Consider the following 23,174-nt stretch of genomic DNA (forward strand, 5'->3'; position numbering starts at 1 on the left):
TGTTTATTTCTTATTTTAATAAACATGGGTTATTTTTATTTAATTGATTTTTAAAAATTAATTCTATTTTTATGACGCCTGTGAAGGCGACACATGAGGTTGTTTCATGAGCGATAAATCGCAACGCACTGAAAAATTACAAAAAATCCTTGCTCGTTCTGGTCACGGTTCTCGCCGTGAAATTGAAGGCTATCTTCAAGAAGGGCGTATCAGCATTGATGGTACAAAAGCGAAATTAGGTGATCGTATTGATGTCACCACTACAGCAAAAATCCGCTTAGATGGCCGTATTCTAAATATTCGTGAAGCACAAAAAGATGTTTGCCGTGTGCTTGCTTATTACAAACCTGAAGGTGAACTGTGTACTCGCAGTGATCCGCAAGGTCGTCCAACCGTTTTCCAACGTCTTCCTCGCCTTAACAGTGCTCGCTGGATTGCCGTAGGCCGTCTTGATGTGAATACCAGTGGATTACTGTTATTTACAACTGATGGTGAATTAGCCAACCGTTTAATGCATCCTAGCCGTGAAGTTGAGCGTGAATACGCTGTCCGTGTTTTTGGTGAAATTGATGATGCGAAAATTCGTCAATTAACGCGTGGTGTACAATTAGAAGATGGTCCTGCTTCATTCCGCTCTGTTTCTTATCGTGGTGGTGAAGGGATTAACCAATGGTACAACGTTTCACTTACTGAAGGGCGTAATCGTGAAGTTCGCCGTATGTGGGAAGCTGTTGGTGTCCAAGTCAGCCGCCTTATTCGTGTTCGTTACGGTGACATCGATTTACCAAAAGGTTTACCGCGTGGTGGTTGGGTTGAACTTGGATTAGATCAAATCAACTATTTACGTCAATTAGTTGAATTAAACGACGAAACAGTAACAAAAGTTGCAGTAGAAAAAGATCAACGTCGTATCAAAGCGAATCAGATCCGTCGTGCAGTTAAGCGTCATACGAAAGTATCTGCTCGCACTTCAACATCACCAGCTAAAAGAGCGTCAAGTCGTCGCCAATCAGCAGGAAATAAAAAGTAATTAGCGAATAATTATTTATTATTTCAAATTAAATTTTCATTTTTAAAAAGAAGCACTCATGTTTTTATGAGTGCTTCTTTTTTTGATGGCTTTATTTTTATAATAAATATATCTATGATAATTACATTATTACGGTAGAAATATTAATAATTTTTTATTTAACGATAAGGTATTCAAAATAATATGTATCGTTATTTTTATTTAACAACAGTGTTATATATGACTTTTCTGATAGTAGGGTGCGACAACCCCGCAAAACGAGAAAAGCAGAACGGTATTTTTTATATCAGCAATAACCGATTAGAACCTTTAGAGTTTAAAGTTGATAATTCTTATTTCGTAATGGGTAAAGGTGAAGTTAAAAAAATAAAACTTAATAACGGAAAACATCTGTTAGTTGATAGTCATGGTGAACAGAGTGAATTTATGATTTATCCAGGCAATCGAGGCGGAATAATTAATCCAAATAGAGAAATATATTATAGTTTCACTTCGGTATTTAAACCAGATGATACACTTGATGATCTTCATATAGATGAGCGCACTGTATGGATTAACGGCATACTTGTACGCGGCGCCATTAATAGCTCTGACTCTCTTTTTATTGATAATAATATTTTTAATTGCGATATTCCATTAGATGAATCATTACCTACTTACTTATCTGATTGGGACGATAATGAAAAAGTGAATGTATTGACAAAATGTTTTTCAAGAGAGGATTTTTATCAATATATCGCTAAATATCCTTATGGTATTCACTTTTATTCTGAACGTGATTTGTTAACTGAATATTTAGCAACAGATAAGTTTAATTGGATAGATGGAGGGAACACACGAACAGATAATTTAACTCCACTAGAATATAATGTTAAATTTAGTAATGAAAAATTAACCAAAGAAGCAAATAGTATTTATGAAATAATGAAGAAATATTTAGCGTCAAGAGATCCTAAAGAAAAACAAATATTTTATGATGAATATCATAAATATTTAGTAAGAATGGCAATGATTTACAATCAACAAATACAAAATAATATTTTTGTAGATAGAGATGCCTATTTTGAATTTATGAAAAAAAATGGGAGAATATTTGGTGCTGGCATTTTAGGCGAGCCAATTCTTATTTAAGAAAAATATTCATTTTATGATAATCATTATAGGTCACCAATCTATACCTTTTTGTGCTTTTATTCCGCTGTCAAAAGCATGTTTTATAGGACGCATTTCTGTCACCGTATCGGCTAACTCAATTAATTTTCGATGGCAGCCTCTTCCTGTAATAATGACATTTTGGTGAGGTGGGCGAGAGCTAATAGCTGAAATAACTTCATCTAATGGTAAATAGTTAAAGCTAATCATATAGGTAATTTCATCAAGAATGACCAGATCGTACTCTGGATCGTTAAGTAGTTTCAGTGCATATTGCCAAGTATTCAAACAGGCAGCGGTATCTGCCGTTTTATCTTGTGTTTCCCAAGTAAAGCCCGTTTCCATTACATAAAATGGTACACCGAATTGTTCTAATAGGTTTCGTTCACCGTTTTCCCATGTACCTTTTATAAACTGCACAACACCGACTTTTTTTTGATGACCAACAGCACGCGTTGCGGTTCCCATCGCCGCTGTTGTTTTGCCTTTACCATTGCCAGTAAATATTATCAAAATACCTTGCTCGTGTTGAGCTTGCTCAATTCGAGTATCTACTTTCTCTTTTAAACGTTGTTGGCGTTTTTGGTGTTGTGCATCATTCATTTTGTTACCTTAAATTATGTTATTCAGCGGGACCTGCTTTACGGCCAGGTTGTGCATCTAAAGATTGTCCTTTCACATCAATACTGTCATCACTCATAAGGTAGAGATATAACGGCATCAAATCTTTAGGTGTTTTTAATTTCTGTGCATCTTCATCTGGAAATGCACTTGCTCGCATTGCGGTACGAGTGCCACCAGGATTAATGCAGTTAATACGCAAAGTACTTTCGTTATATTCTTCATTAAGTACTTGCATAAAGCCTTCTGTTGCGAATTTAGAGACAGAATAAGCTCCCCAACCATAACGACCTTGGCGACCTACACTAGATGTGGTGAGGATAAGGCTTGCATGAGGCGCTTTGAGCATCAATGGTAGTAGTGCTTTTGTGAGCATAAATGTCGCATTAACGTTGACTTGCATAACGTCATGCCAAAGATTACTCGGTTGATTAATGATAGGTTCAACAACACCTAATAAACCAGCATTTTGTAATACACCATCAAGATGAGGGAAGCGCTTAACGAGAGTATCAGCAAATTGCTGAAAATCATTCTCTGTCGCTGTAAGTAGATCAAGCGGATATAACATGGGCTGTTGGCCACCTGATGTGATTATTTTTTCTTGAACATCTTCAAGTTTTGATAAAGTACGGCCTAATAAGATAAGTGTTGCGCCATATTGCGCATAAGTTAGTGCGGCTTCTTTTCCTATGCCATCACCAGCACCCGTTACTAGAATAATTTTATCTTTTAGCACGCTATGATCGGGTTGATATTGCAACATATTGATATCCTGTCTAGTAAAAAGTAAATAAAGTGTAACGTCTTATTTGTCTAGCGACCAGTTTAGTCTGACTTTTTGTTTACAATTTATGGCTATTTTCTTTATGGTATTAAACATAATCATGCCTTTGTTGCTGGCGCTAAAGCAGAATTTCGTTAAACTAGGCATATTGGTTTTAGTCAGTGTTATTAACCTTAAAAAGAGGTCTTTGTGGAGTATATTTTGCAATATGGGCTGTTTTTAGCAGAAATTGTCACTGTTGTTGTGGCGATTATCGCTATCGTGTTGTTTTTCGTTGTAATTGGAAATAAAAAGCAAAATCGTAAAGGGACGTTAAGAGTCACAGATCTTGCTGAAGCTTACGAAGAAAAACAGCGCGTTATGCAACAAGCAAAAATGGACGATGCTGAATTAAAAGTCTGGTATAAAGCGTTTAAAAAGCAGCAAAAAAAAGAGAATAAACAGAGTAAAAACAATGCAAAAGAAGGTAAAAAAGGCGTTGTAAAACCTTGTTTATATGTGCTTGATTTTAACGGTAGTATGGATGCACATGAAGTGGGTGCATTACGTGAAGAAATCAGCGCCATTCTTTCTGTTGCACAAGCAGGTGATGAAGTATTACTGCGCTTAGAAAGCCCAGGCGGTATGGTTCACGGATATGGATTAGCCGCAGCTCAATTAACACGCTTAAAAGAAAAGGGTATTAAACTGACGGCGGTTGTCGATAAAGTGGCTGCTAGCGGGGGATATATGATGGCATGTGTGGCAGATAAAATTGTTGCTGCACCATTTGCGATTATTGGCTCGATTGGTGTTGTGGCTCAGATCCCTAACATTCATCGTTTGCTCAAGAAAAACGATATTGATGTTGAGTTGCATACCGCTGGCGAATATAAACGTACATTGACCTTGTTAGGCGAAAATACTGAAGAAGGTCGTGAGAAATTTAAACAAGATTTAAATGAAACGCATCTATTGTTTAAATCATTTGTGCATAAATATCGCCCTCAACTTGATATCGATAGCGTTGCAACGGGTGAGTATTGGTACGGTTCAGAAGCACTAAACAGAGGCTTAATTGATGAAGTTGGTGTCAGTGATGATTGGCTAATCAATCATATTAATGACTTTGAAGTTCTTTCTGTCCAATATGTTACCAAAAAGAAAATGGTTGAGCGAGTTACAGGTGGCGCAATGGAAAGTATTGATAAACTGATGATGCGTTGGGTACAAAGAAGTAAAAAACCGCTGCTATAAGCCAATAAGTACGCAATAAATGATATCAGTGATATGGATTATCGCTGATATCATCCTTCCTTACTCAGTCACTTTTCCTAAATCTTCTCAAAAAATATTCTAACTCTCTATTTTAAAAGCTTTTATTTCCATAAAATAAAAAAAGCCAGTGAAAATTTCACTGGCAATCAAAGAAATAATTGATATTGCTTATAACAACAGGGTAAATATTTCCTCTTTCTAGGAGGTTTCAATATAGCTGTAAATAGAAAATAAAAATAATTGATATTACTGATTGTATTGATAGGTAAGTGTAATCTTGAGTTGAGATGTGACAGAAAATCTGCATTATAATCAAACTGAATTATTATTCTTTATTTTTGTTTGATTATGCCAGTTATTGGCATCTGAATGAATGCAATAACTGGCAAGCAAAGTCTCTTTTTTGTTATCGATAAAGAGTAAATTAATTTACTTCAGTGATTAAATAAAAATAATCACGAAGATGACTTATTCTAAATGGTATTTATCAGATAACACATGAGCTAAATGCTTAAACATATTGAATGCTGCTGTGCTTTTTGCAGTAGGTAAACCTTGTTCATCTAAAAAAAATTCGCCTTTAAATACGAGGACATTACCTTTCTGTTCAACCGAATCTGCACGCATACCTTGTAAATAATCTTCATGTTCACATATGATTTTATTCGCTTTTTCAAGTAGCATCTCTGTTGTAATCGGTGTAGTTTGTGTTGACATAATATGTGCTCCTTAGAAAAATAATTTGTTGCGCCTCACTTTTTATCAGGTAGAGTGTGGCATTTTTAAAAGCTTAGCTACTCTATATGTAGCAAACAATGATTTGCCTGTACTCGGTCAAAGTAGTGAGGTGATTAAAATACCTCAAAAAAAGTGATGAGTTTTGAGCTTAAACAAAAGCTTTGAATAAAAACAGGTTGATATATTGCAAAACTAACGCAATATAAAAAAGAGATTTTAAACATTTTTTTAGTTGAGGGTATTAAACGATACCGTCATAACAAAGTTTAATTAGGTAAAGGTAATTATGGGTAAAGCTCTTGTTATCGTGGAGTCCCCGGCTAAAGCCAAAACGATCAATAAATATCTTGGCAATGACTACGTAGTTAAATCTAGCGTGGGTCACATTCGTGATTTGCCAAAGAGTGGTTCTGGCAGCCAGAAGAGCGAAAACTCATCCGCCACGAAAGGCGTGAAAAAAGTTAAAAAGGATGAGAAATCAGCCTTAGTCAGCCGTATGGGAATTGATCCCTATAATGGATGGAATGCGAACTATCAAATTCTACCCGGCAAAGAGAAAGTCGTGGCTGAACTAAAAGCATTGGCTGAGAAAGCTGATCATGTCTATCTCGCAACGGACCTTGACCGCGAAGGAGAAGCTATCGCGTGGCATTTACGCGAAGTTATCGGCGGTGATGATGAACGATTTAGTCGAGTGGTTTTTAACGAAATCACTAAAAATGCCATTACACAAGCTTTCCAAACTCCGGGTGAGTTAAATATAGATCGCGTTAACGCACAACAAGCTCGTCGCTTTATGGATCGTGTTGTGGGTTATATGGTTTCACCTTTACTTTGGAAAAAAGTTGCTCGTGGATTATCTGCGGGTCGAGTGCAATCTGTTGCTGTGCGTCTTTTAGTTGAACGTGAGCGTGAAATTAAAGCCTTTGTTCCTGAAGAATATTGGCAATTGCACGCGTCATTATTAACGCCTGACGAGCAACCGTTGCGTATGGAAGTCACGCATTATAATGATAAAGCCTTCAACCCTGTTTCATCCGATGAAACACAGGTGGCGGTTAAAGCATTACAAAATGCAACCTTCACGGTAAAAGATCGTGAAGATAGACCAACATCAAGCAAACCAAGCGCACCACTTATCACATCAACCTTACAGCAAGCGGCAAGTACGCGTTTAAGCTTTGGTGTGAAAAAGACGATGATGCTAGCTCAGCGCCTTTATGAAGCTGGTTATATAACCTATATGCGTACTGACTCAACTAACTTAAGTCAGGATGCAATTCAAATGGCGCGTGATTATATCAATGAGAATTTTGGTGCTAAATATTTGCCGAAAGAGCCAAATGTTTATTCGAGCAAAGAAAATTCTCAAGAAGCGCACGAAGCTATTCGTCCTTCAGATATCAACGTTATCGCAGAATCTTTAAAAGATATGGATAACGATGCCAAACGTTTATATCAACTGATTTGGAATCAATTTGTTGCTTGTCAAATGACACCAGCAAAATACGATTCAACCACATTAACAGTTGAATCAGGTGATTATAAACTACGAGCTAAAGGCCGTACTTTACGTTTTGCCGGTTGGACGAAAGTCATGCCAGCGATGCGTAACAAAGATGAAGACAAAACCTTACCGGCAGTTGATGTAGGGGCTAAACTGGCTTTAGCTGAATTAGAACCTACTCAGCACTTTACTAAGCCACCAGCACGTTTTAGCGAAGCGACTTTAGTTAAAGAGTTAGAAAAGCGCGGTATTGGTCGCCCTTCAACGTATGCTTCTATCATTTCCACTATTCAAGATCGTGGTTATGTGAAAGTTGAAAACCGTCGTTTTTATGCAGAAAAAATGGGTGAGATTGTAACGGATCGTTTAGAAGAGAATTTTAGCGATTTAATGAATTACGATTTTACTGCGCAAATGGAAGATCACCTCGACCATGTTGCTAATAATGAAGAAAACTGGAAAGCGGTATTAGATGCATTCTTCACCGATTTTAGTCAGCAATTAGAAGTTGCTGAAAAAGATCCTGAAGAAGGTGGAATGCGACCAAATCCAATGGTGATCACGTCGATTGAATGTCCAACTTGTTCTCGTCATATGGGAATTAGAACGGCGACAACAGGCGTATTTTTAGGATGTTCGGGCTATGCTTTACCGCCTAAAGAGCGTTGTAAGCAAACCATCAACCTTATCCCTGAAGATGAATTATTAAATATTCTTGAAGGGGAAGATGCAGAAACTAACGCATTACGTGCACGTCGCCGTTGCCCGAAATGTGGTACTGCAATGGACAGTTACTTGATTGATACTCATCGTAAATTACATGTTTGTGGTAATAACCCTGCATGTGATGGTTATGAAGTTGAAGAAGGTGAATTCCGCTTAAAAGGTTATGAAGGCCCAGTTATTGAGTGCGATAAATGTGGTTCTGAAATGCACCTAAAAATGGGGCGTTTTGGTAAATACATGGGTTGTACTAATGATGATTGTAAAAATACCCGTAAAATCTTAAAAAGCGGTGAAATTGCACCACCGAAGGAAGATCCTGTTCCACTTCCTGAATTGCTATGCGAAAAATCAGATGCTTACTTTGTCTTACGAGACGGTGCTGCTGGTGTCTTCTTGGCCGCAAACACGTTCCCTAAATCAAGAGAAACACGTGCACCAAAAGTAGAAGAACTGGTTCGCTTTAAAGACCGTTTAGCAGAGAAAATGCGCTATTTAGCAGAAGCTCCAGTAGCTGATCCTGAAGGAAACCCAACTATTGTGCGTTTTAGTCGTAAAACAAAACAGCAATATGTTTCTTCAGAGAAAGATGGCAAAGCAACAGGTTGGTCTGCGTTTTATGTCGATGGTAAATGGGTTGAAAAAACCAAATAACATTGGCATTACGTGATAAATAAAAAAGCGACTAATGAGAGTTAGTCGCTTTTTTGTATTAAGACTGATGATCCAAGCTCTTAGTGACGACGGTGCAAGAATGGTATGTAGTGTGATTAAATAATTTAGTGGCACTAATATTATGAAATAGAAGCTGACAGATAAGGTTGGCTTTTTTTATGCTTATTTATAGCTTATAACTATTCGATATAACAAAACCTAAATAACACTATTAATTACGTTAGACCGAAATGAAATAAGTGATATAGTGGTTATATATTACATCTTTATTATTCTTTTTAGTTATATGAATATAAATAGAATAACGGAATAATAAGTCTTTTGTTGAAGGGATAGCCTCTCCATGAAATTACAACAGTTGCGTTATATCGTTGAAGTGGTGAATAACGATTTAAATGTTTCGACCACAGCAGAGCGTTTGTATACATCTCAGCCGGGAATAAGTAAACAAATTCGCATGTTAGAAGATGAGCTAGGTATACAAATATTTTCTCGCAGTGGCAAGCATCTAACGCATGTGACACCAGCAGGTGAAGAAATTGTAAGGCTGTCTAGAGAGATTTTGTCAAAAACAGAAGCTATTCGATCAGCTGCGGGTGAACACACTTATCCAGATAGAGGCTCACTATCGATTGCAACAACGCATACGCAAGCTCGTTATGTATTACCTCCAGTAATAAAAGGTTTTATTGAGCGTTATCCAGATGTTTCATTACATATGAACCAAGGTTCACCAACGCAAATTGCTGAAGATGTATGCAGAGGTAAAAGTGATTTTGCAATAGCGACAGAATCACTGCATCTTTATAACGATTTAGTGATGCTACCTTGTTATCGTTGGAACCGCATTGTGGTGGTTTCTAAAGATCATCCACTGGCACAAAAACGAGAAGTGACGCTTAAAGAGCTCGCAAACTACGATATTGTCACTTATACCCAGGGGTTCACTGGGCGTTCAGATCTTGATGATGCCTTCGGTAAAGTAGGGTTGAAACCTAAAATTGTTTTCACTGCAACCGATGCGGATGTTATTAAAACTTATGTGAGACTGCATTTAGGCATTGGTGTGATTGCCAGCATGGCATTTGATCCTGTACTCGATAGCGATTTAGTTGCCATTGATATGCGTGATAAGTTTAGTTATAGCACCACTAAAATTGCATTTCGCCGTAGTGGTTTCTTACGTGGCTATATGTATGATTTTATGTGGCGTTTTGCTCCCCATCTTACGCGTAATTTGATTGAGCAAGCTGTTGCGTTGCGAACTAACGAAGAGATTGAAGAGTTATTTAAAGATATCGAATTACCATTAGTGTAATACTGAAAGGCGGGTCATTCCCGCCTTCAAGCGTGTTCATAAATCTAATTTCTGTTATTACTCATTTCAAATAAAAATCCCCACTAAAAAAAGCATCTGATTTTGCAATGCTTAGCTGACGATACTTGTTTAAAAAATCATAAAACTGCTGATTAATCAGTGGATCATCAAGTGCACTAGCATCAAATACAGAGGTAATGGTGGTGTACTCTAAAGAGAGGGTAAATTTACGACCGATACAACTGGCGAGTAGCATTTTTGCTGATTGATAAGAAAAACGTAGGCTCAAAATTTTCAGCTTTGGAACAAAAATAAGATGATTATTATGATTGAGTATCTCCGTGATCCCCGCAATAGTTATCGTTTGATAGCTGTCTAATGAGTTTCGTAAGCCGATTTCTATTTTTTGTCCTTGGGTACGTAAAAAATCAATAAATTCTCCAAGTGCAGGAGAGGTGGCATTGATTGCAGCTCCTAGTAATAATTGAATAAACGCTTGAGCAACAGAAAAATCAAAGGTTTGCTTATGAAGTTTTTTTGTTTCTATTTTATTGTGTCCTAGAAGGGGTAAATGGTTGAGCGTATCTAACCAATGTTCGGGGCGATAATAGGCTTCATTATCCTCTTTTTTTAATGCAGCAAGATGGTTTGCCATAATAGAAATGAGTCCAATTTGGATATTTTTAAGTTGTGACATTTTTTCTATTTCGGAAGGCTCAAAAGGTTTTGGTGACGCGATGATAAATTGCACTAAGCCTTCGGTATCTTTTATATTTTGAGAATGTAATGCATTCATCGATAAGGTTTGCGGAAAAGGAGGTGTAATAGGTTCTGCAAAATAGCGATCCGCATTCATAATATTTTTAAGTAAATCAGATTGTTTATTACTCATAAAAGTTATCCTTACGTAGTCATACCTCCACCATTAAATCCTAATTAAGCGAAAATCCTGAGATTAAAATTTATTAACACTATGACACCCATAACATTACGTTAACAAATTGTGTGGTCTTTAAGCGAAATTCGGCGTTATATGATATGTTTAATAAATAACCTTACCTATTTTGATGGTTTAAACATGCTGTCAGTATAAAAATAAGAAGGAGGAGCTATGTCGTTACGTTTGAAAAAAGAGAGCCATTCCACGCTCTTAGTCGGATCTCAAGAATATGAGTACTACCGTCTTTCAGAAGTTGCCCGCCAATTAGGCGATATTACCCGTCTTCCTAAGTCTCTGAAGGTGTTACTAGAAAACTTAGTGCGTTATCTCGACAATGATACTGTTGTTGACGAGGATATTAAGGCACTCGTTGAGTGGCAAAAAACAGCACATGCATTGCGAGAAATTGCATATCGACCTACAAGGGTACTTATGCAAGATTTTACAGGTGTGCCTGCGGTTGTTGATTTAGCGGCTATGCGTGAAGCTGTGAAATCTTTGGGCGGGCAAGTGGATAAAGTTAATCCATTATCACCCGTAGATTTGGTTATTGACCACTCTGTTATGGTTGATGAATATGCCAGTAAAAATGCGTTTGCTGAAAACGTGGAAATTGAAATGGAGCGTAACTATGAACGCTACCTTTTTTTACGTTGGGGGCAGCAATCCTTTGAACGCTTTCGTGTCGTGCCGCCAGGGACAGGAATTTGCCATCAGGTAAACTTGGAGTACTTAGGTAAAGCTATTTGGTCTGAGGTGCAAAATGGGCGTCATGTGGCTTATCCTGATACCTTAGTCGGCACAGATTCTCACACCACAATGATAAATGGTCTTGGTGTTTTAGGTTGGGGTGTAGGAGGCATTGAAGCAGAAGCTGCAATGTTAGGACAACCTATCTCCATGCTAATTCCAGATGTTGTTGGCTTTAAATTGACAGGAAAATTACGTGAAGGGATCACGGCAACTGATCTGGTATTAACCGTCACACAGATGTTACGTGCTCATGGTGTTGTGGGTAAATTTGTGGAGTTCTATGGTGATGGTTTAGCGTCATTACCTTTAGCTGATCGTGCAACAATAGCGAATATGTCGCCAGAGTATGGCGCGACCTGTGGATTCTTCCCAATAGATGAGATCACCCTTGATTATTTGCGTTTAACAGGGCGTGAAGAACAAGAAATTGCACTTGTTGAAGCTTATAGCAAAGAGCAAGGTTTATGGCGACATACAGGTGATGAACCTATCTTTACGTCAACATTATCGTTAGATATGGGAACCGTTGAAGCGAGTCTTGCAGGGCCTAAACGCCCTCAAGATAGAGTTAATCTGCCGAGTGTACCTAAGGCATTTAAAGCAGCTGTAGATCTTGAAACCAATAAGAAACCACTGGCACAATTTCCTCAAGTAAAAATTGATGATTATCCTGCATTTGAGTTAACCGATGGTGCCGTCGTTATTGCGGCGATCACATCATGTACCAACACATCAAACCCTAATGTCTTAATGGCAGCAGGATTACTCGCTAAAAATGCGGTAGAAAAAGGATTGCAGCGTAAACCTTGGGTTAAGTCTTCTTTGGCTCCTGGCTCTAAAGTCGTCACGGATTATCTTAATCTAGCAGGATTAACGCCTTATCTGGATAAGTTAGGGTTTAATCTTGTGGGATATGGTTGCACAACATGTATTGGCAACTCTGGGCCTTTATTAGCACCGATTGAAAGTGCGATTAAAGATAATGACTTAACTATTGCGGCTGTATTATCTGGTAACCGTAACTTTGAAGGTCGAATTCATCCCTTAGTGAAAACCAACTGGTTAGCATCGCCGCCTTTAGTGGTTGCTTATGCTTTATCAGGAAATATGAATATCGATCTTACTAAAGAGCCATTAGGTAAAGATAAACAGGGTGCTCCCGTTTATTTAAAAGATATTTGGCCTGACAGTAAAGCTATTGCAGATGCTGTTGAGAAAGTTAAAACAGAGATGTTCCATAAAGAGTACTCTGCCGTGTTTGAAGGCGATGAAACATGGAAATCACTGCAAACACAAGATACACCCGTCTATGATTGGCAACCAGACTCTACCTATATTCGACATCCTCCTTTCTTTGAAGGTATGTCAAAAACGCCGGCTCCGATTAAAGATATTCATCAAGCCAGTATTTTGGCTATTTTAGGTGATTCGGTGACAACGGATCATATTTCACCTGCAGGTAATATTAAGGCGGATAGTCCCGCAGGGCGTTATCTGCGTGAACATGGTGTCGAGCCGAAAGATTTTAACTCTTATGGTTCAAGACGTGGCAATCATGAAGTCATGATGCGAGGCACATTTGCCAATATTCGTATTCGTAACGAAATGGTGCCGGGAATCGAAGGTGGTTTTACCAAGCATATTCCAACTGGTGAAATATTGGCTATTTATGATGCTTCAATGCGTTATCAGCAAGAAAATACGCCGTTGGCAATTATTGCTGGTAGTGAATATGGTTCAGGCTCTAGCCGTGACTGGGCGGCAAAAGGAACACGTCTATTAGGTGTACGTGTGGTGATTGCAGGCTCTTTTGAGCGTATTCACCGTTCTAACTTAATCGGTATGGGAGTTTTACCTTTAGAGTTTCCTAAAGGGGTATCTCGTCAAACATTGGGCTTAAAAGGTGATGAGAAAATTGAGATCACAGGGCTTAATGCATTAATACCGAGCCAAGATGTCGCGGTTAATATTACTTTTGCAGATAATCGTACTGAAACTATTATGGCGCGTTGCCGTATTGATACTCAAACTGAATTAGCCTATTTCCAACATGGTGGCATATTGCATTATGTTATTCGTAATATGCTTTAATTAGTTTTGTAACGTAGTTAATAACAATGCCCCATTATAAAAATAATGGGGCATTTTTTTATCTTTTCTTTTTGTAATAACAATCACCAACCTTGAATTGCACCACCGTTAAAAATGGTTTCGGCAGCGGTGGCAACTTCGGGAGATTGATATGCTTTGATAAAATCACGTACATTATCAGCGTCTTTGTTCTCTTCTCTTGTCACAATAATATTGGTGTAAGGAGAGTTTTTATCTTCAATAAAAATACTGTCTTTGGTCGGTGATAAATTAATTTGCTGGATATAAGTTGTACTGATAATAGCGACAGTTACTTTGGGATCGTTTAAAACCCGTGGTAATTGCGCACCTTCTAGCTCCATAATTTTAAGCCTAAGTGGATTATCAATAATGTCGATAGCCGTAGGCAATAAACCACTGTTTGGTTTTAGCGTAATAAGCTTTTCTTTATCTAGTAACAGTAATGCTCGACCTAAATTGGTGGGATCGTTAGGAACTGCAATGGTATCGCCTGATTTTAACTCCGAAGGGTGTTTGATTTTAGTTGAATAGCCCGCCATAGGAAAAACAAAGGTATTACCGACAGCCACTAAATTGTAACCACGAGATTGATTATCTTGGGCAAGAAAAGGGCGATGTTGAAAAACATTGGCATCAAGTTCTTTATTTGCAGTGGGATCATTAGGCAATAAAGAACCGCTGAAACTTACCAATTCAACCTCTAAGCCATATTTTTCTTTTGCGACTTTTTTGGCAATTTCAGCCACATCTTGTTCAGCACCATTAATCACACCAACCTTGATTGAATAGCTGTTTTTATCGCTATTATCACAACCAGTCAATAATGCTCCTGCTAATAAAAGCGCGCCGAAAACCCTACCAGAAAAATGTAATGGCATAATGCATTCCTATCAAAATTTATTTATTAATAAATAACTTAGAATCAGATAGATAGTCAATGAAATCGCATATGACAAATTTTCACATGATATAATTTAATGATAATAAAGACATAAAAATAAGATGTAAGAGAAGAAAAATAGATAAAGAATAAATTTACAAGGTAATAAAATAAAAGGAATAAATAAAAAATCCGAGCAACTCAGGCTCGGATTTGAAAATAATTAATGTTGTGTTGTTACTTTATTATTGCGCTTTCTTAAATAAAAGATGTCCCATTTTATCGGCTTTAGTATCAAGATAATGTGCATTACTTGGATTACGCCCGACAATCAAAGGAACTCGCTCGATAACATTAATTCCTGCGGCTTTCATGATTTCAATTTTCTTCGGATTATTGGTTAATAACCGAACTTCATGAACACCTAAGAGGTTATACATGTCAGCACAAAGGGTAAAATCGCGTTCGTCAGCTTTAAAACCTAACTCAAGGTTCGCTTCAACGGTATCTAAACCTTTATCTTGTAACGCATAGGCTCGTATTTTATTTAGCAATCCGATATTTCTGCCTTCTTGGCGATGATAAAGTAATACGCCACGACCTACTTTACTTATTTGTGAAAGTGCTGCTTCAAGTTGGAAACCACAATCACAACGTAAACTAAATAGGGCATCGCCCGTTAGGCACTCTGAATGAATACGAGATAATACGGGCTCTGAGCCTGAAATATCGCCATAAACTAGAGCGACATGATCTTTTCCTGTTGCGATTTCTTCAAAACCGACCATTAAAAACTCGCCAAAAGGAGTCGGTAGTTTTGCTTCTGCGATACGTCTTAATTTCATTATTTTTGACTCATAATTTCAGGTGATACTCTCGTCCAAGATTATACACTTTATAACGAGAACAAAGAGAAATAATACACTGAAATATTTCCAGGCCTCATAGGTAAGGAAATGAATAACACACACTTATTAAATCACACTTCAACAAATTATCAGATTTTGATGCCGAGTGCATAATGATTTATTGCTAAACTTGCATCGTTTATACTGATAATCTTTAGCTGTAAATGGATGAGAACATTTGTATTTAAGAAGAGGCAATATATTGAATAAGCAAGTAACAAAGTTGATTCTGTTAGGTAGTATGTTGCTCTTAATCATACCAAGTGCTGTGTTGATATTGGGTTGGAAGTGGCAACCTACTGATCACCCTTTAGGCGGGATAAGCACATTATGGATAGCTGATAGTGCAGCAAAACCTTGGGGCGCTGTGACTATTATTGTTTTGTTAGCATTGCTTTTTATGGTGTTGAAATTAAAACGTAATCATTTTATTCAATTAGCCGTGATAATTATTGCAACATTATTTATTGGGCAATTAATTAAGGTTGCGGTTAAAAATACAGTAAAAGAGCCTCGCCCTTATGTTGTTTGGGTTAGTGAAAATTTGCACATTAGCTCTGAAGCTTTTTATCAAGTATCAAGACCTGAGCGAGAACAATTACTCCAAAATGGATTAACCAACTCACCTGTGGTCCCTGAATGGCAACTTAAATATTGGAAAACTGAAACAGGTTATGCTTTTCCGTCTGGTCATAGTTTATTTTCAGCGACACTCGCATTATTTGTTTTTGTCCTTTTTATGTTGCGCCGTCATTATTTTTTAGCGTCACTCGGGTTATTATGGGGAATTGATGTCACGGTAGGGCGTATTGTATTAGGAATGCACTGGGCATCTGATGTGATTGTCGGTATTCTTATCAGCACCGTGCTGGTTTGGTGTGCATTTAAGGTGATTGAGCGACGTTTATTACTCAAACCCTGACAATAGCCCTTATTTTTGAGAGAATGTCTTTTTCAGTATTTATATGAAAAAATATACGAAAATCAGATGATTCTAAGAAATGACTTTCTTTGTGCGCAGTGAAAATGCTACCTTTATCTGTCTACTAAAGAAAAGAGAATAAAAAAGGAAATAATGTGAAAAAAGTCCTACTTTTTATTTTGGTTATTCTTGTTCTTGCCATCGTGGTGATTGCCATGACTTTAGGCACAAATAACGATCAGGTAGTCACATTCAATTATCTTATCGCTCAAGGTGAATATCGTATTTCTACCTTGTTAGCTACCCTGTTTGGTATGGGTTTTGTACTTGGCTGGATTGTAAGTGGTGTTTTTTATCTACGTGTACGCTTATCACTAGGTCGAGCAAAACGTAAAATTAAACGTCTTGAAAGCGCCCAAACAAAACAAGAAAACCAAGAAAGTTGCCCAACGGTTGCTTCTGCTACGAAATAAGGACGATAGCTGATGCTAGAATTGCTGTTTCTGTTATTACCTGTCGCTGCGGCTTACGGCTGGTATATGGGGCGTCGTGGCGCCCAACAGGACAAACAGCAGAACGCCGATCGCCTGTCACGTGAGTATGTGGCGGGTGTTAACTTTTTACTTTCTGATCAACAAGATAAAGCAGTTGATCTTTTCCTCGAAATGCTTAAAGAAGATAGCTCTGCTTTTGAAGCTCATCTTACTTTAGGTAATCTTTTCCGCTCTCGTGGCGAAGTCGAACGCGCTATTCGTATCCACCAATCGCTAATGGAAAGTGCTGCGCTTTCCTTTGAGCAACGCCTACTTGCTGTTCAACAGTTAGGTCGTGACTATGTGGCGGCGGGTGTTTACGATCGCGCTGAAAATATGTTTCAGCAACTTATTGATGAGCATGAATTTCGCCAAAGTGCGTTGCAATCGCTGTTAGCTATTTACCAATTAACCAGTGATTGGGGAAAAGCCATAGAAACGGCTGAAAAATTAGTAAAATTGGGACAACGCGAGCTCAAAGAGCAAATCGCCCATTTCTATTGTGAATTGGCGTTACAAGAAATGAGTAGCGATAATCTTGAGAGCGCGCTCAATTTCTTACAAAAAGCAGGGCAAACAGACCCGCTTTGCGCTCGTGTTTCAATTATGTATGGTCGTATCTATATTGCTCGTGATGATAAACAAAAAGCTATCGATGTTTTAATGAAAGTTATTGAGCAAGATAAAGAGATGGTCAGTGAAACCTTACCTATGCTTTTTGAATGTTTCCAAGCTCAAGGCGACGATAATGCTCGTTGGGAAACTTATTTACGTCAATGTGTGGATAGTAATTGTGGTGCGATTGCGGAGCTTTACCTTGCTGACATTATTGAAGCTAAAGAAGGTATTGAAGCGGCTCAGTTATACATTAATCGTCAATTAGAGCGTCATCCAACCATGCGCTTGTTCTATCGTTTAATGCGTTACCATTTAGCAGAAGCAGAAGAAGGACGCGCTAAAGAGAGCCTTATCTTATTGCGCTATATGGTTGGTGAACAAATTCGCACGAAACCAGATTATCGTTGCCATAAATGTGGTTTTACCTCTCATGCATTATATTGGCATTGTCCATCCTGTCGTTCATGGGATACCGTTAAACCTATTCGCGGTTTAGATGGTCAGTGACGATGTCACTTTTTTAATAGTCTCTCTATAAATAAAGGCCCTAAAATGTCATTTCATTGTGATAAGAAATCGCCCGAGCTTACCTGCGCGCCCGTTATTGTGGCACTAGACTATGAAGACCAAAAAAGTGCATTAGACTTTGCACAGCGTATCGATCCCTTATCTTGTCGTTTAAAAATTGGTAAGGAGATGTTTACCCGTTTTGGACCTCAGTTTGTGACTCAATTACAAAAAGAAGGGTTTGATATTTTCCTCGATTTAAAATTCCATGATATTCCCAATACTGTTGCAAGAGCCGTTGCAGCCGCTGCTGATTTAGGTGTATGGATGGTTAATGTACACGCGAGTGGTGGCGGTCGTATGATGCGTGCGGCTAAAGAGAGTCTTGCTGCTTTTGGTAAAGACGCGCCACTTTTAACGGCAGTGACTGTACTTACCAGTATGGATCAATCTGATTTAATTGAATTGGGAATAACATTGACGCCCGCAGAACAAGCAGAACGTTTAGCGTTACTGACAAAATCTTGTGGTCTTGATGGTGTCGTCTGCTCTGCACATGAAGCAACACGTTTTAAACAAGTTTGTGGTGATGATTTCTTATTAGTCACTCCGGGTATTCGTCCAGCAGGAAGTGATGTTGGCGATCAGCGTCGTGTAATGACACCAGAGCAAGCCATTGCGGCAGGCGTTGATTATATGGTGATTGGTCGTCCTATTACTCGTAGCGATAACCCTCATGAAACATTGCAACAAATTAATCGTTCTATACAAGGTATGTAAATGGATAATAACTCTCGTTTGGTTTATTCCACAGATACGGGTCGCATAAAAGAAGAAGAACAAAAGCCAGTACGTCCTGCTGGTGATGGTATTGTGCGTATTCAGCGCCAAACTAGTGGACGTAAAGGCAAAGGTGTATGCGTTGTTTCAGGTATTGATCTGGATGATGCAGAGTTAGCTAAACTTGCGGCTGAACTGAAGAAAAAATGTGGCTGTGGTGGGAGTGTCAAAGACGGTTTAATTGAGATCCAAGGTGATAAACGTGATTTAATTAAATCGCTATTAGAAGCTAAAGGAATGAAGGTTAAACTTGCTGGTGGCTGATTTAACTAGCTAGATAGCAATGAAATGAATGATAATGCGCTGATTTTCTATTGAGATTAGCGCATTTTTTTATTGTCACTAATAGATGTTTTTTAAAAGGTATTTTATGAAAGCGTACTTGATGATTGTTGCACTATTATATTCTTCTGCGCTTTTTGCAGAAACGACTGCGGATAAAATAATTGTTCATAACAAATATTGTTCTTCACCAAAACAGACCATGGATGAAGTTTATGAGAATGGCGCAATAACACATTGTGTTTATGCTGGGCTTTCAATTGCAGATGCATATAAAAAATATGTCAATGAACTCGATGAAGATTATCTTGTAAAAACCATTAAAGTGAACAATAACATCCAAAAAGAATATACAAAAGACGGTGTTTCTGTTGATTATAAATGGGAAAATCCGAAGAAATTAATGATAGAGCAACAGTTTTCAGGTGGTTTTACGGAGTTTGTGTTAGAAGAAGATAAGAAAGGCACTAAAATCACGATCACTGGTCACCCTGATTAATTATTAAGAAAACAGCGAAATCCATAAATACGATTATAGGTGACAATGTCACCTATTTTTTTGCATTTCATTATCACTAACAAAAATAAGAGATATAAAAAAAGCCGATAGCTCTAAGTGAACTATCAGCCTCATTGTATACCGATTTAAGTCCTATTAGATAGGGCGAGCAACGATATTGCGTGTTTCCAGCTTCACATCTTCAATGCGTACAGGAATGATATCATTGAGTTTATAAGCAGTTTCACCTTTCACAATGACGGTGCCTGTTTCTTGGCTACATTGAATTTCATCACGTACAGCATGTAAGAATGGCGCAGGAATAAAGGCAACAGCACCATTTTCAACTAGACGAACACGAACACCACCACGAGTAATATCGATAATTTCTGCATTAAATGGTGTTTCAGTGCCAGCAAAAGGTTTTAAGAAACGCGCATATAACCAATCACCCACATCGCGTTCGGCCATACGATTAGCGCGACGACGCTCTGCAATACGAATACCATCTTCTTCTTGTGGTTTTTCAGCACTTTCTTTGCTGATAATCGCTTTAAGCAAACGGTGATTTAAAATATCACTGTACTTACGAATTGGTGAAGTCCATGTTGCGTAAGCTTCTAATCCTAAACCAAAGTGAGGACCTGGCTCAGCTTTGATTTCAGCAAAGTTTTGGAAGCGGCGAATACGGCTATCAAGGAATTGATTTGGCTGATTATCAAGCTCACGACGCAATTGGCAGAAACCTTCAAGCGTTAATAAACTTTCAGATGTAGTTTCAATACCGTTATCTTTTAATGTCTGCACAACTTGATCGATATAAAGTGGATCAAAGCCTGTATGAACGTTGTAAACGCCAAAACCTAAGTTTTTCGCCAGTACTTTTGCCGCACAGATATTGGCGGTGATCATCGCTTCTTCAACAATACGGTTTGCGATACGGCGTTTTTCTGCAACGATATCTAAAACATTGCCACCTTCATCAAGAATAAAACGGTAATCAGGGCGTTCTTTAAAGACCAGAGCATGTTTTTCACGCCATTCATGACGTTTTTCACACATCTCTTTTAATAACATCACTTGCTCATGAACAATCTCATTTTCAGGTTGCCATTGGGTATTTTCACCTTCTAACCAATCTGAAATATGGTCATAAACTAGCTTGGCTTTTGATTCTACCCACGCAGAATAGAAGTGAATATCTTCAAGCAATGAGCCATCTTCGGTAATACTCACTTGGCAAACTAATGCAGGACGTTTCTCATTAGGACGTAATGAGCAAATATTGTCTGACAGTTCGCGAGGCAACATTGGGATATTAAAGCCTGGCAGATAGTTAGTTAGCGCACGTTGTGCGGCAATTTTATCTAATTCACTATTAGGCAGAATATAAGCGGTTGGATCTGCAATAGCGATAAAGAGTGTGAGTTGACCGTTCTCTTCTTTACGAATAAAGAGGGCGTCATCCATATCTTCTGTTGATGCACTATCAATAGTGACAAAGGAGAGAGAAGTCAGATCTTCACGAGGTAAAGTGTCATGTAATGTGAGCGCTTCGTCACCCATTTCAGGCGCATCACGTTCAAGCTGATGACGCATTAAGGTTACCCACCAAGGCGCAAAGTGATCGTCTTTATCGGTAATATAGTCTGTAATTTCAGCCTGAAAACCTTTATCACCTTTATTAAGTGGGTGACGACGCATTACGGCAACAGCCCAATCTTGATCAACAAAGCTATGTGTTAAGCCTTGAGCAGGACGGCAAGGAATAGCATCTTTTAAGAGAGGGTGATCAGGTACTATCCACAGACGGTTATCACCTTCTTTTTTCTGAATACGACCAACAAAACGCGTTAAGAAAGGTTCGACCAATTCTTCGGGTTCAACCGACTCTTTATCGCCGTTTGTATGAACGGCAGCAATAACTCTGTCGCCGTGCATCACTTTTTTCATTTGCGGAGGGGGAATAAAATAGCTTTTCTGACCATCAACTTCAAGGAAGCCAAAGCCTTTATCTGTTCCCTTTACAAGGCCTTCCACGCGCGGTGTTTGGGCATGGAGTTGCTGTTTTAGCTGTGCAAGCAGCGGATTGTCTTGAAACATATTTTTCCGGAAAGTCGGCAGTTTTAATAATAAAAGTGGGCAATAGTTTTATTCGATTGTGTGTAGTGACGCAAGTAATATCGCATCATAAAAACAGACAAATCGACAAATTTTCACTCGGGATCTGTTTTTTCTTTAAATTCACAAAGATCTTCGATAATACAAGAGCCACACCGTGGTTTTCGTGCAATGCAGGTATAACGACCATGAAGAATAAGCCAATGGTGACAATCAACCTTAAATTCTGCCGGAACAACCTTTAACAGTTTTTGTTCGACTTCATTGACATTTTTACCTGGGGCAAAACCTGTCCGATTACTCACTCTAAAGATATGTGTATCGACAGCGATTGTTGGCCAGCCAAATGCCGTGTTTAAAACGACATTGGCAGTTTTACGACCGACACCGGGTAAGGCTTCTAGGGCTTCTCTGTTTTCAGGTACTTCACTGTTATGTTTATCAACTAAGATTTGGCACGTCTTAATCACATTTTCAGCTTTAGTATTATAGAGGCCGATGGTTTTAATGTATTTCTTAAGACCATCAACGCCTAAATTCAGTATTGCCTGTGGTGTATTGGCAACGGGGTAAAGCTTGGCTGTTGCTTTATTTACACTCACATCGGTTGCTTGTGCAGAGAGTAACACGGAGATCAATAGTTCAAACGGAGAGTCAAATTTTAGCTCTGTCGTAGGTTGCGGATTGTCATCACGCAACCGAGTTAGAATTTCAATACGTTTTGCTTGATTCATTATGCTCACAAATTAATTTTTGACGATATGACTACCACAGCCTTGTTCTTTTTCGTAAGTTTTCGTTGTCAAAGTGCTGCGCTTTTTCTGTCTTTCATCGATCAGGTATTTTGCTGCTAACATAAAGCCTAAGCCGATAAAAGCACCCGGTGGCAAAATGGCAAGTAAGAAGGGTGAGTCTAAATGTACTATCTCAATTCTTAATACTTGCGCCCATTCACCTAATAGTAAATCTGCACCATCAAATAATGTGCCGTTACCTAAAATTTCACGTATTGCACCTAAAACAAAGAGTGCCGCGGTTGCGCCTAATCCCATTGCTAAACCATCAATAGCGGAAGGAAAGACTTCATTTTTAGCGGCAAACGCTTCAGCACGACCAATAACAATACAGTTAGTGACGATCAATGGAATAAAGATCCCTAAAGATTGATATAAGCCGTAAGCATACGCATTGATTAGTAATTGCACAGCACTGACGACAGACGCAATTATCATAACATAAATTGGGATTCGAATTTCAGAAGGAACCCAACGACGTAAACTTGAAACCGCCACATTAGTACAAAAGAGCACTAATGTTGTTGCAAGCCCTAAGCCTAATGCGTTAGTGGCAGTAGAAGAAACAGCAAGTAAAGGACATAAACCCAGTAGTTGAACTAAAGCTGAGTTATTGGTCCATAACCCTTGTGAAAATAGCGTTTTGATAGAGTTCAT

At 38.4% G+C, this 23,174-nt stretch carries 21 protein-coding genes; 12 read left to right on the forward strand and 9 right to left on the reverse strand.

Going from position 1 to position 23,174, the window contains the following annotated elements; genetic code table 11:
• Positions 1–106: 106 nt before the first annotated feature.
• Both rluB and JEP36_RS03640 read left to right on the forward strand, forming a co-directional pair.
• Entirely contained in the window at positions 107–1,030 is a 924-nt protein-coding gene (rluB, locus tag JEP36_RS03635; RefSeq protein ID WP_088495702.1) for a 23S rRNA pseudouridine(2605) synthase RluB, read from the forward strand.
• Positions 1,031–1,249: 219 nt separating this feature from the next.
• Positions 1,250–2,161 carry a hypothetical protein gene (locus tag JEP36_RS03640; RefSeq protein ID WP_232799477.1) on the forward strand — a complete coding sequence of 304 codons (912 nt, stop codon included), beginning with the start codon at positions 1,250–1,252 and terminating at the stop codon, positions 2,159–2,161.
• A gap of 33 nt (positions 2,162–2,194) precedes the next feature.
• Here JEP36_RS03640 and cobO read toward each other — a convergent pair whose 3' ends face one another.
• On the reverse strand, positions 2,195–2,785 hold the full coding sequence (gene cobO, locus JEP36_RS03645; RefSeq protein WP_109372368.1) for a cob(I)yrinic acid a,c-diamide adenosyltransferase: 591 nt from the start codon (positions 2,783–2,785) through the stop codon (positions 2,195–2,197).
• Positions 2,786–2,804: 19 nt separating this feature from the next.
• A complete protein-coding gene (locus JEP36_RS03650; RefSeq protein ID WP_196533331.1) occupies positions 2,805–3,566 on the reverse strand; it encodes a YciK family oxidoreductase in 762 nt (253 codons plus the stop codon).
• Positions 3,567–3,779: 213 nt separating this feature from the next.
• Between JEP36_RS03650 and sohB the strand changes: the two genes are divergently transcribed.
• Positions 3,780–4,826, forward strand: coding sequence for a protease SohB (gene sohB, locus JEP36_RS03655; RefSeq protein WP_100158176.1), 1,047 nt, complete (start codon positions 3,780–3,782; stop codon positions 4,824–4,826).
• A 489-nt stretch (positions 4,827–5,315) separates the two neighbouring features.
• On the opposite strand, the gene JEP36_RS03660 is transcribed toward sohB, so the two are convergent.
• The gene (locus JEP36_RS03660) at positions 5,316–5,564 is read right to left on the reverse strand and encodes a YciN family protein (RefSeq protein ID WP_069369238.1); all 249 of its coding nucleotides are present in this window, start codon (positions 5,562–5,564) and stop codon (positions 5,316–5,318) included.
• A gap of 307 nt (positions 5,565–5,871) precedes the next feature.
• On the opposite strand from JEP36_RS03660, the gene topA reads away from it, so the two are divergent.
• Positions 5,872–8,469, forward strand: coding sequence for a type I DNA topoisomerase (topA, locus tag JEP36_RS03665; RefSeq protein ID WP_198619564.1), 2,598 nt, complete (start codon positions 5,872–5,874; stop codon positions 8,467–8,469).
• A 364-nt stretch (positions 8,470–8,833) separates the two neighbouring features.
• The gene (cysB, locus tag JEP36_RS03670) at positions 8,834–9,808 is read left to right on the forward strand and encodes an HTH-type transcriptional regulator CysB (protein ID WP_109372364.1); all 975 of its coding nucleotides are present in this window, start codon (positions 8,834–8,836) and stop codon (positions 9,806–9,808) included.
• Between the two features lie 61 nt (positions 9,809–9,869).
• Here the strand turns inward: cysB and JEP36_RS03675 are convergent, their stop codons facing one another.
• Complete coding sequence (locus JEP36_RS03675) at positions 9,870–10,700, reverse strand: hypothetical protein (protein WP_198619563.1); 831 nt, start codon at positions 10,698–10,700, stop codon at positions 9,870–9,872.
• A 219-nt stretch (positions 10,701–10,919) separates the two neighbouring features.
• Here JEP36_RS03675 and acnA point away from each other — a divergent pair, with 219 nt between their 5' ends.
• Positions 10,920–13,592 (forward strand): aconitate hydratase AcnA, encoded by a 2,673-nt coding sequence (gene acnA / locus JEP36_RS03680; protein WP_198629883.1) that lies wholly within the window; start codon positions 10,920–10,922, stop codon positions 13,590–13,592.
• Positions 13,593–13,675: 83 nt separating this feature from the next.
• On the opposite strand, the gene JEP36_RS03685 is transcribed toward acnA, so the two are convergent.
• Together JEP36_RS03685 and ribA are read right to left on the reverse strand one after the other, a co-directional pair.
• Positions 13,676–14,491, reverse strand: a complete 816-nt coding sequence (locus JEP36_RS03685; protein ID WP_198619561.1) for a MetQ/NlpA family lipoprotein — start codon at positions 14,489–14,491, stop codon at positions 13,676–13,678.
• Between the two features lie 247 nt (positions 14,492–14,738).
• Entirely contained in the window at positions 14,739–15,338 is a 600-nt protein-coding gene (gene ribA, locus JEP36_RS03690; protein ID WP_109372360.1) for a GTP cyclohydrolase II, read from the reverse strand.
• A gap of 265 nt (positions 15,339–15,603) precedes the next feature.
• On the opposite strand from ribA, the gene pgpB reads away from it, so the two are divergent.
• From pgpB to JEP36_RS03720, 6 genes are all read left to right on the forward strand, one after another.
• The gene (gene pgpB, locus JEP36_RS03695; RefSeq protein WP_198629884.1) at positions 15,604–16,323 is read left to right on the forward strand and encodes a phosphatidylglycerophosphatase B; all 720 of its coding nucleotides are present in this window, start codon (positions 15,604–15,606) and stop codon (positions 16,321–16,323) included.
• A 215-nt stretch (positions 16,324–16,538) separates the two neighbouring features.
• Positions 16,539–16,796 carry a LapA family protein gene (locus tag JEP36_RS03700; protein ID WP_232805410.1) on the forward strand — a complete coding sequence of 86 codons (258 nt, stop codon included), beginning with the start codon at positions 16,539–16,541 and terminating at the stop codon, positions 16,794–16,796.
• 12 nt (positions 16,797–16,808) lie between these two features.
• A complete protein-coding gene (gene lapB, locus JEP36_RS03705) occupies positions 16,809–17,981 on the forward strand; it encodes a lipopolysaccharide assembly protein LapB (RefSeq protein ID WP_109372357.1) in 1,173 nt (390 codons plus the stop codon).
• Between the two features lie 45 nt (positions 17,982–18,026).
• Positions 18,027–18,761, forward strand: a complete 735-nt coding sequence (gene pyrF, locus JEP36_RS03710) for an orotidine-5'-phosphate decarboxylase (RefSeq protein ID WP_198619558.1) — start codon at positions 18,027–18,029, stop codon at positions 18,759–18,761.
• Positions 18,762–19,085 carry a stress response translation initiation inhibitor YciH gene (gene yciH / locus JEP36_RS03715; protein WP_006536941.1) on the forward strand — a complete coding sequence of 108 codons (324 nt, stop codon included), beginning with the start codon at positions 18,762–18,764 and terminating at the stop codon, positions 19,083–19,085.
• Between the two features lie 106 nt (positions 19,086–19,191).
• Positions 19,192–19,602 carry a hypothetical protein gene (locus JEP36_RS03720; protein WP_198629886.1) on the forward strand — a complete coding sequence of 137 codons (411 nt, stop codon included), beginning with the start codon at positions 19,192–19,194 and terminating at the stop codon, positions 19,600–19,602.
• A gap of 156 nt (positions 19,603–19,758) precedes the next feature.
• On the opposite strand, the gene JEP36_RS03725 is transcribed toward JEP36_RS03720, so the two are convergent.
• From JEP36_RS03725 to JEP36_RS03735, 3 genes are all read right to left on the reverse strand, one after another.
• On the reverse strand, positions 19,759–21,705 hold the full coding sequence (locus JEP36_RS03725; RefSeq protein WP_198619556.1) for an exoribonuclease II: 1,947 nt from the start codon (positions 21,703–21,705) through the stop codon (positions 19,759–19,761).
• Between the two features lie 113 nt (positions 21,706–21,818).
• Positions 21,819–22,457 carry an endonuclease III gene (nth, locus tag JEP36_RS03730; protein WP_109372352.1) on the reverse strand — a complete coding sequence of 213 codons (639 nt, stop codon included), beginning with the start codon at positions 22,455–22,457 and terminating at the stop codon, positions 21,819–21,821.
• A 12-nt stretch (positions 22,458–22,469) separates the two neighbouring features.
• A complete protein-coding gene (locus JEP36_RS03735) occupies positions 22,470–23,174 on the reverse strand; it encodes an electron transport complex subunit E (protein WP_198619555.1) in 705 nt (234 codons plus the stop codon).

The sequence above is a fragment of the Proteus sp. PR00208 genome, from assembly GCF_016238545.1.
GTDB lineage: Bacteria > Pseudomonadota > Gammaproteobacteria > Enterobacterales > Enterobacteriaceae > Proteus.

Excerpts from the sequence above, each read along its gene's own strand:
- rluB (WP_088495702.1), top strand. The coding sequence starts at position 107 with ATGAGCGATAAATCGCAACGCACTGAAAAATTACAAAAAATCCTTGCT.
- JEP36_RS03640 (WP_232799477.1), top strand. The coding sequence starts at position 1,250 with ATGACTTTTCTGATAGTAGGGTGCGACAACCCCGCAAAACGAGAAAAG.
- cobO (WP_109372368.1), bottom strand. The coding sequence starts at position 2,785 with ATGAATGATGCACAACACCAAAAACGCCAACAACGTTTAAAAGAGAAA.
- JEP36_RS03660 (WP_069369238.1), bottom strand. The coding sequence starts at position 5,564 with ATGTCAACACAAACTACACCGATTACAACAGAGATGCTACTTGAAAAA.
- topA (WP_198619564.1), top strand. The coding sequence starts at position 5,872 with ATGGGTAAAGCTCTTGTTATCGTGGAGTCCCCGGCTAAAGCCAAAACG.
- cysB (WP_109372364.1), top strand. The coding sequence starts at position 8,834 with ATGAAATTACAACAGTTGCGTTATATCGTTGAAGTGGTGAATAACGAT.
- JEP36_RS03675 (WP_198619563.1), bottom strand. The coding sequence starts at position 10,700 with ATGAGTAATAAACAATCTGATTTACTTAAAAATATTATGAATGCGGAT.
- acnA (WP_198629883.1), top strand. The coding sequence starts at position 10,920 with ATGTCGTTACGTTTGAAAAAAGAGAGCCATTCCACGCTCTTAGTCGGA.
- JEP36_RS03685 (WP_198619561.1), bottom strand. The coding sequence starts at position 14,491 with ATGCCATTACATTTTTCTGGTAGGGTTTTCGGCGCGCTTTTATTAGCA.
- ribA (WP_109372360.1), bottom strand. The coding sequence starts at position 15,338 with ATGAAATTAAGACGTATCGCAGAAGCAAAACTACCGACTCCTTTTGGC.
- JEP36_RS03700 (WP_232805410.1), top strand. The coding sequence starts at position 16,539 with ATGACTTTAGGCACAAATAACGATCAGGTAGTCACATTCAATTATCTT.
- lapB (WP_109372357.1), top strand. The coding sequence starts at position 16,809 with ATGCTAGAATTGCTGTTTCTGTTATTACCTGTCGCTGCGGCTTACGGC.
- pyrF (WP_198619558.1), top strand. The coding sequence starts at position 18,027 with ATGTCATTTCATTGTGATAAGAAATCGCCCGAGCTTACCTGCGCGCCC.
- yciH (WP_006536941.1), top strand. The coding sequence starts at position 18,762 with ATGGATAATAACTCTCGTTTGGTTTATTCCACAGATACGGGTCGCATA.
- JEP36_RS03720 (WP_198629886.1), top strand. The coding sequence starts at position 19,192 with ATGAAAGCGTACTTGATGATTGTTGCACTATTATATTCTTCTGCGCTT.
- JEP36_RS03725 (WP_198619556.1), bottom strand. The coding sequence starts at position 21,705 with ATGTTTCAAGACAATCCGCTGCTTGCACAGCTAAAACAGCAACTCCAT.
- nth (WP_109372352.1), bottom strand. The coding sequence starts at position 22,457 with ATGAATCAAGCAAAACGTATTGAAATTCTAACTCGGTTGCGTGATGAC.
- JEP36_RS03735 (WP_198619555.1), bottom strand. The coding sequence starts at position 23,174 with ATGAACTCTATCAAAACGCTATTTTCACAAGGGTTATGGACCAATAAC.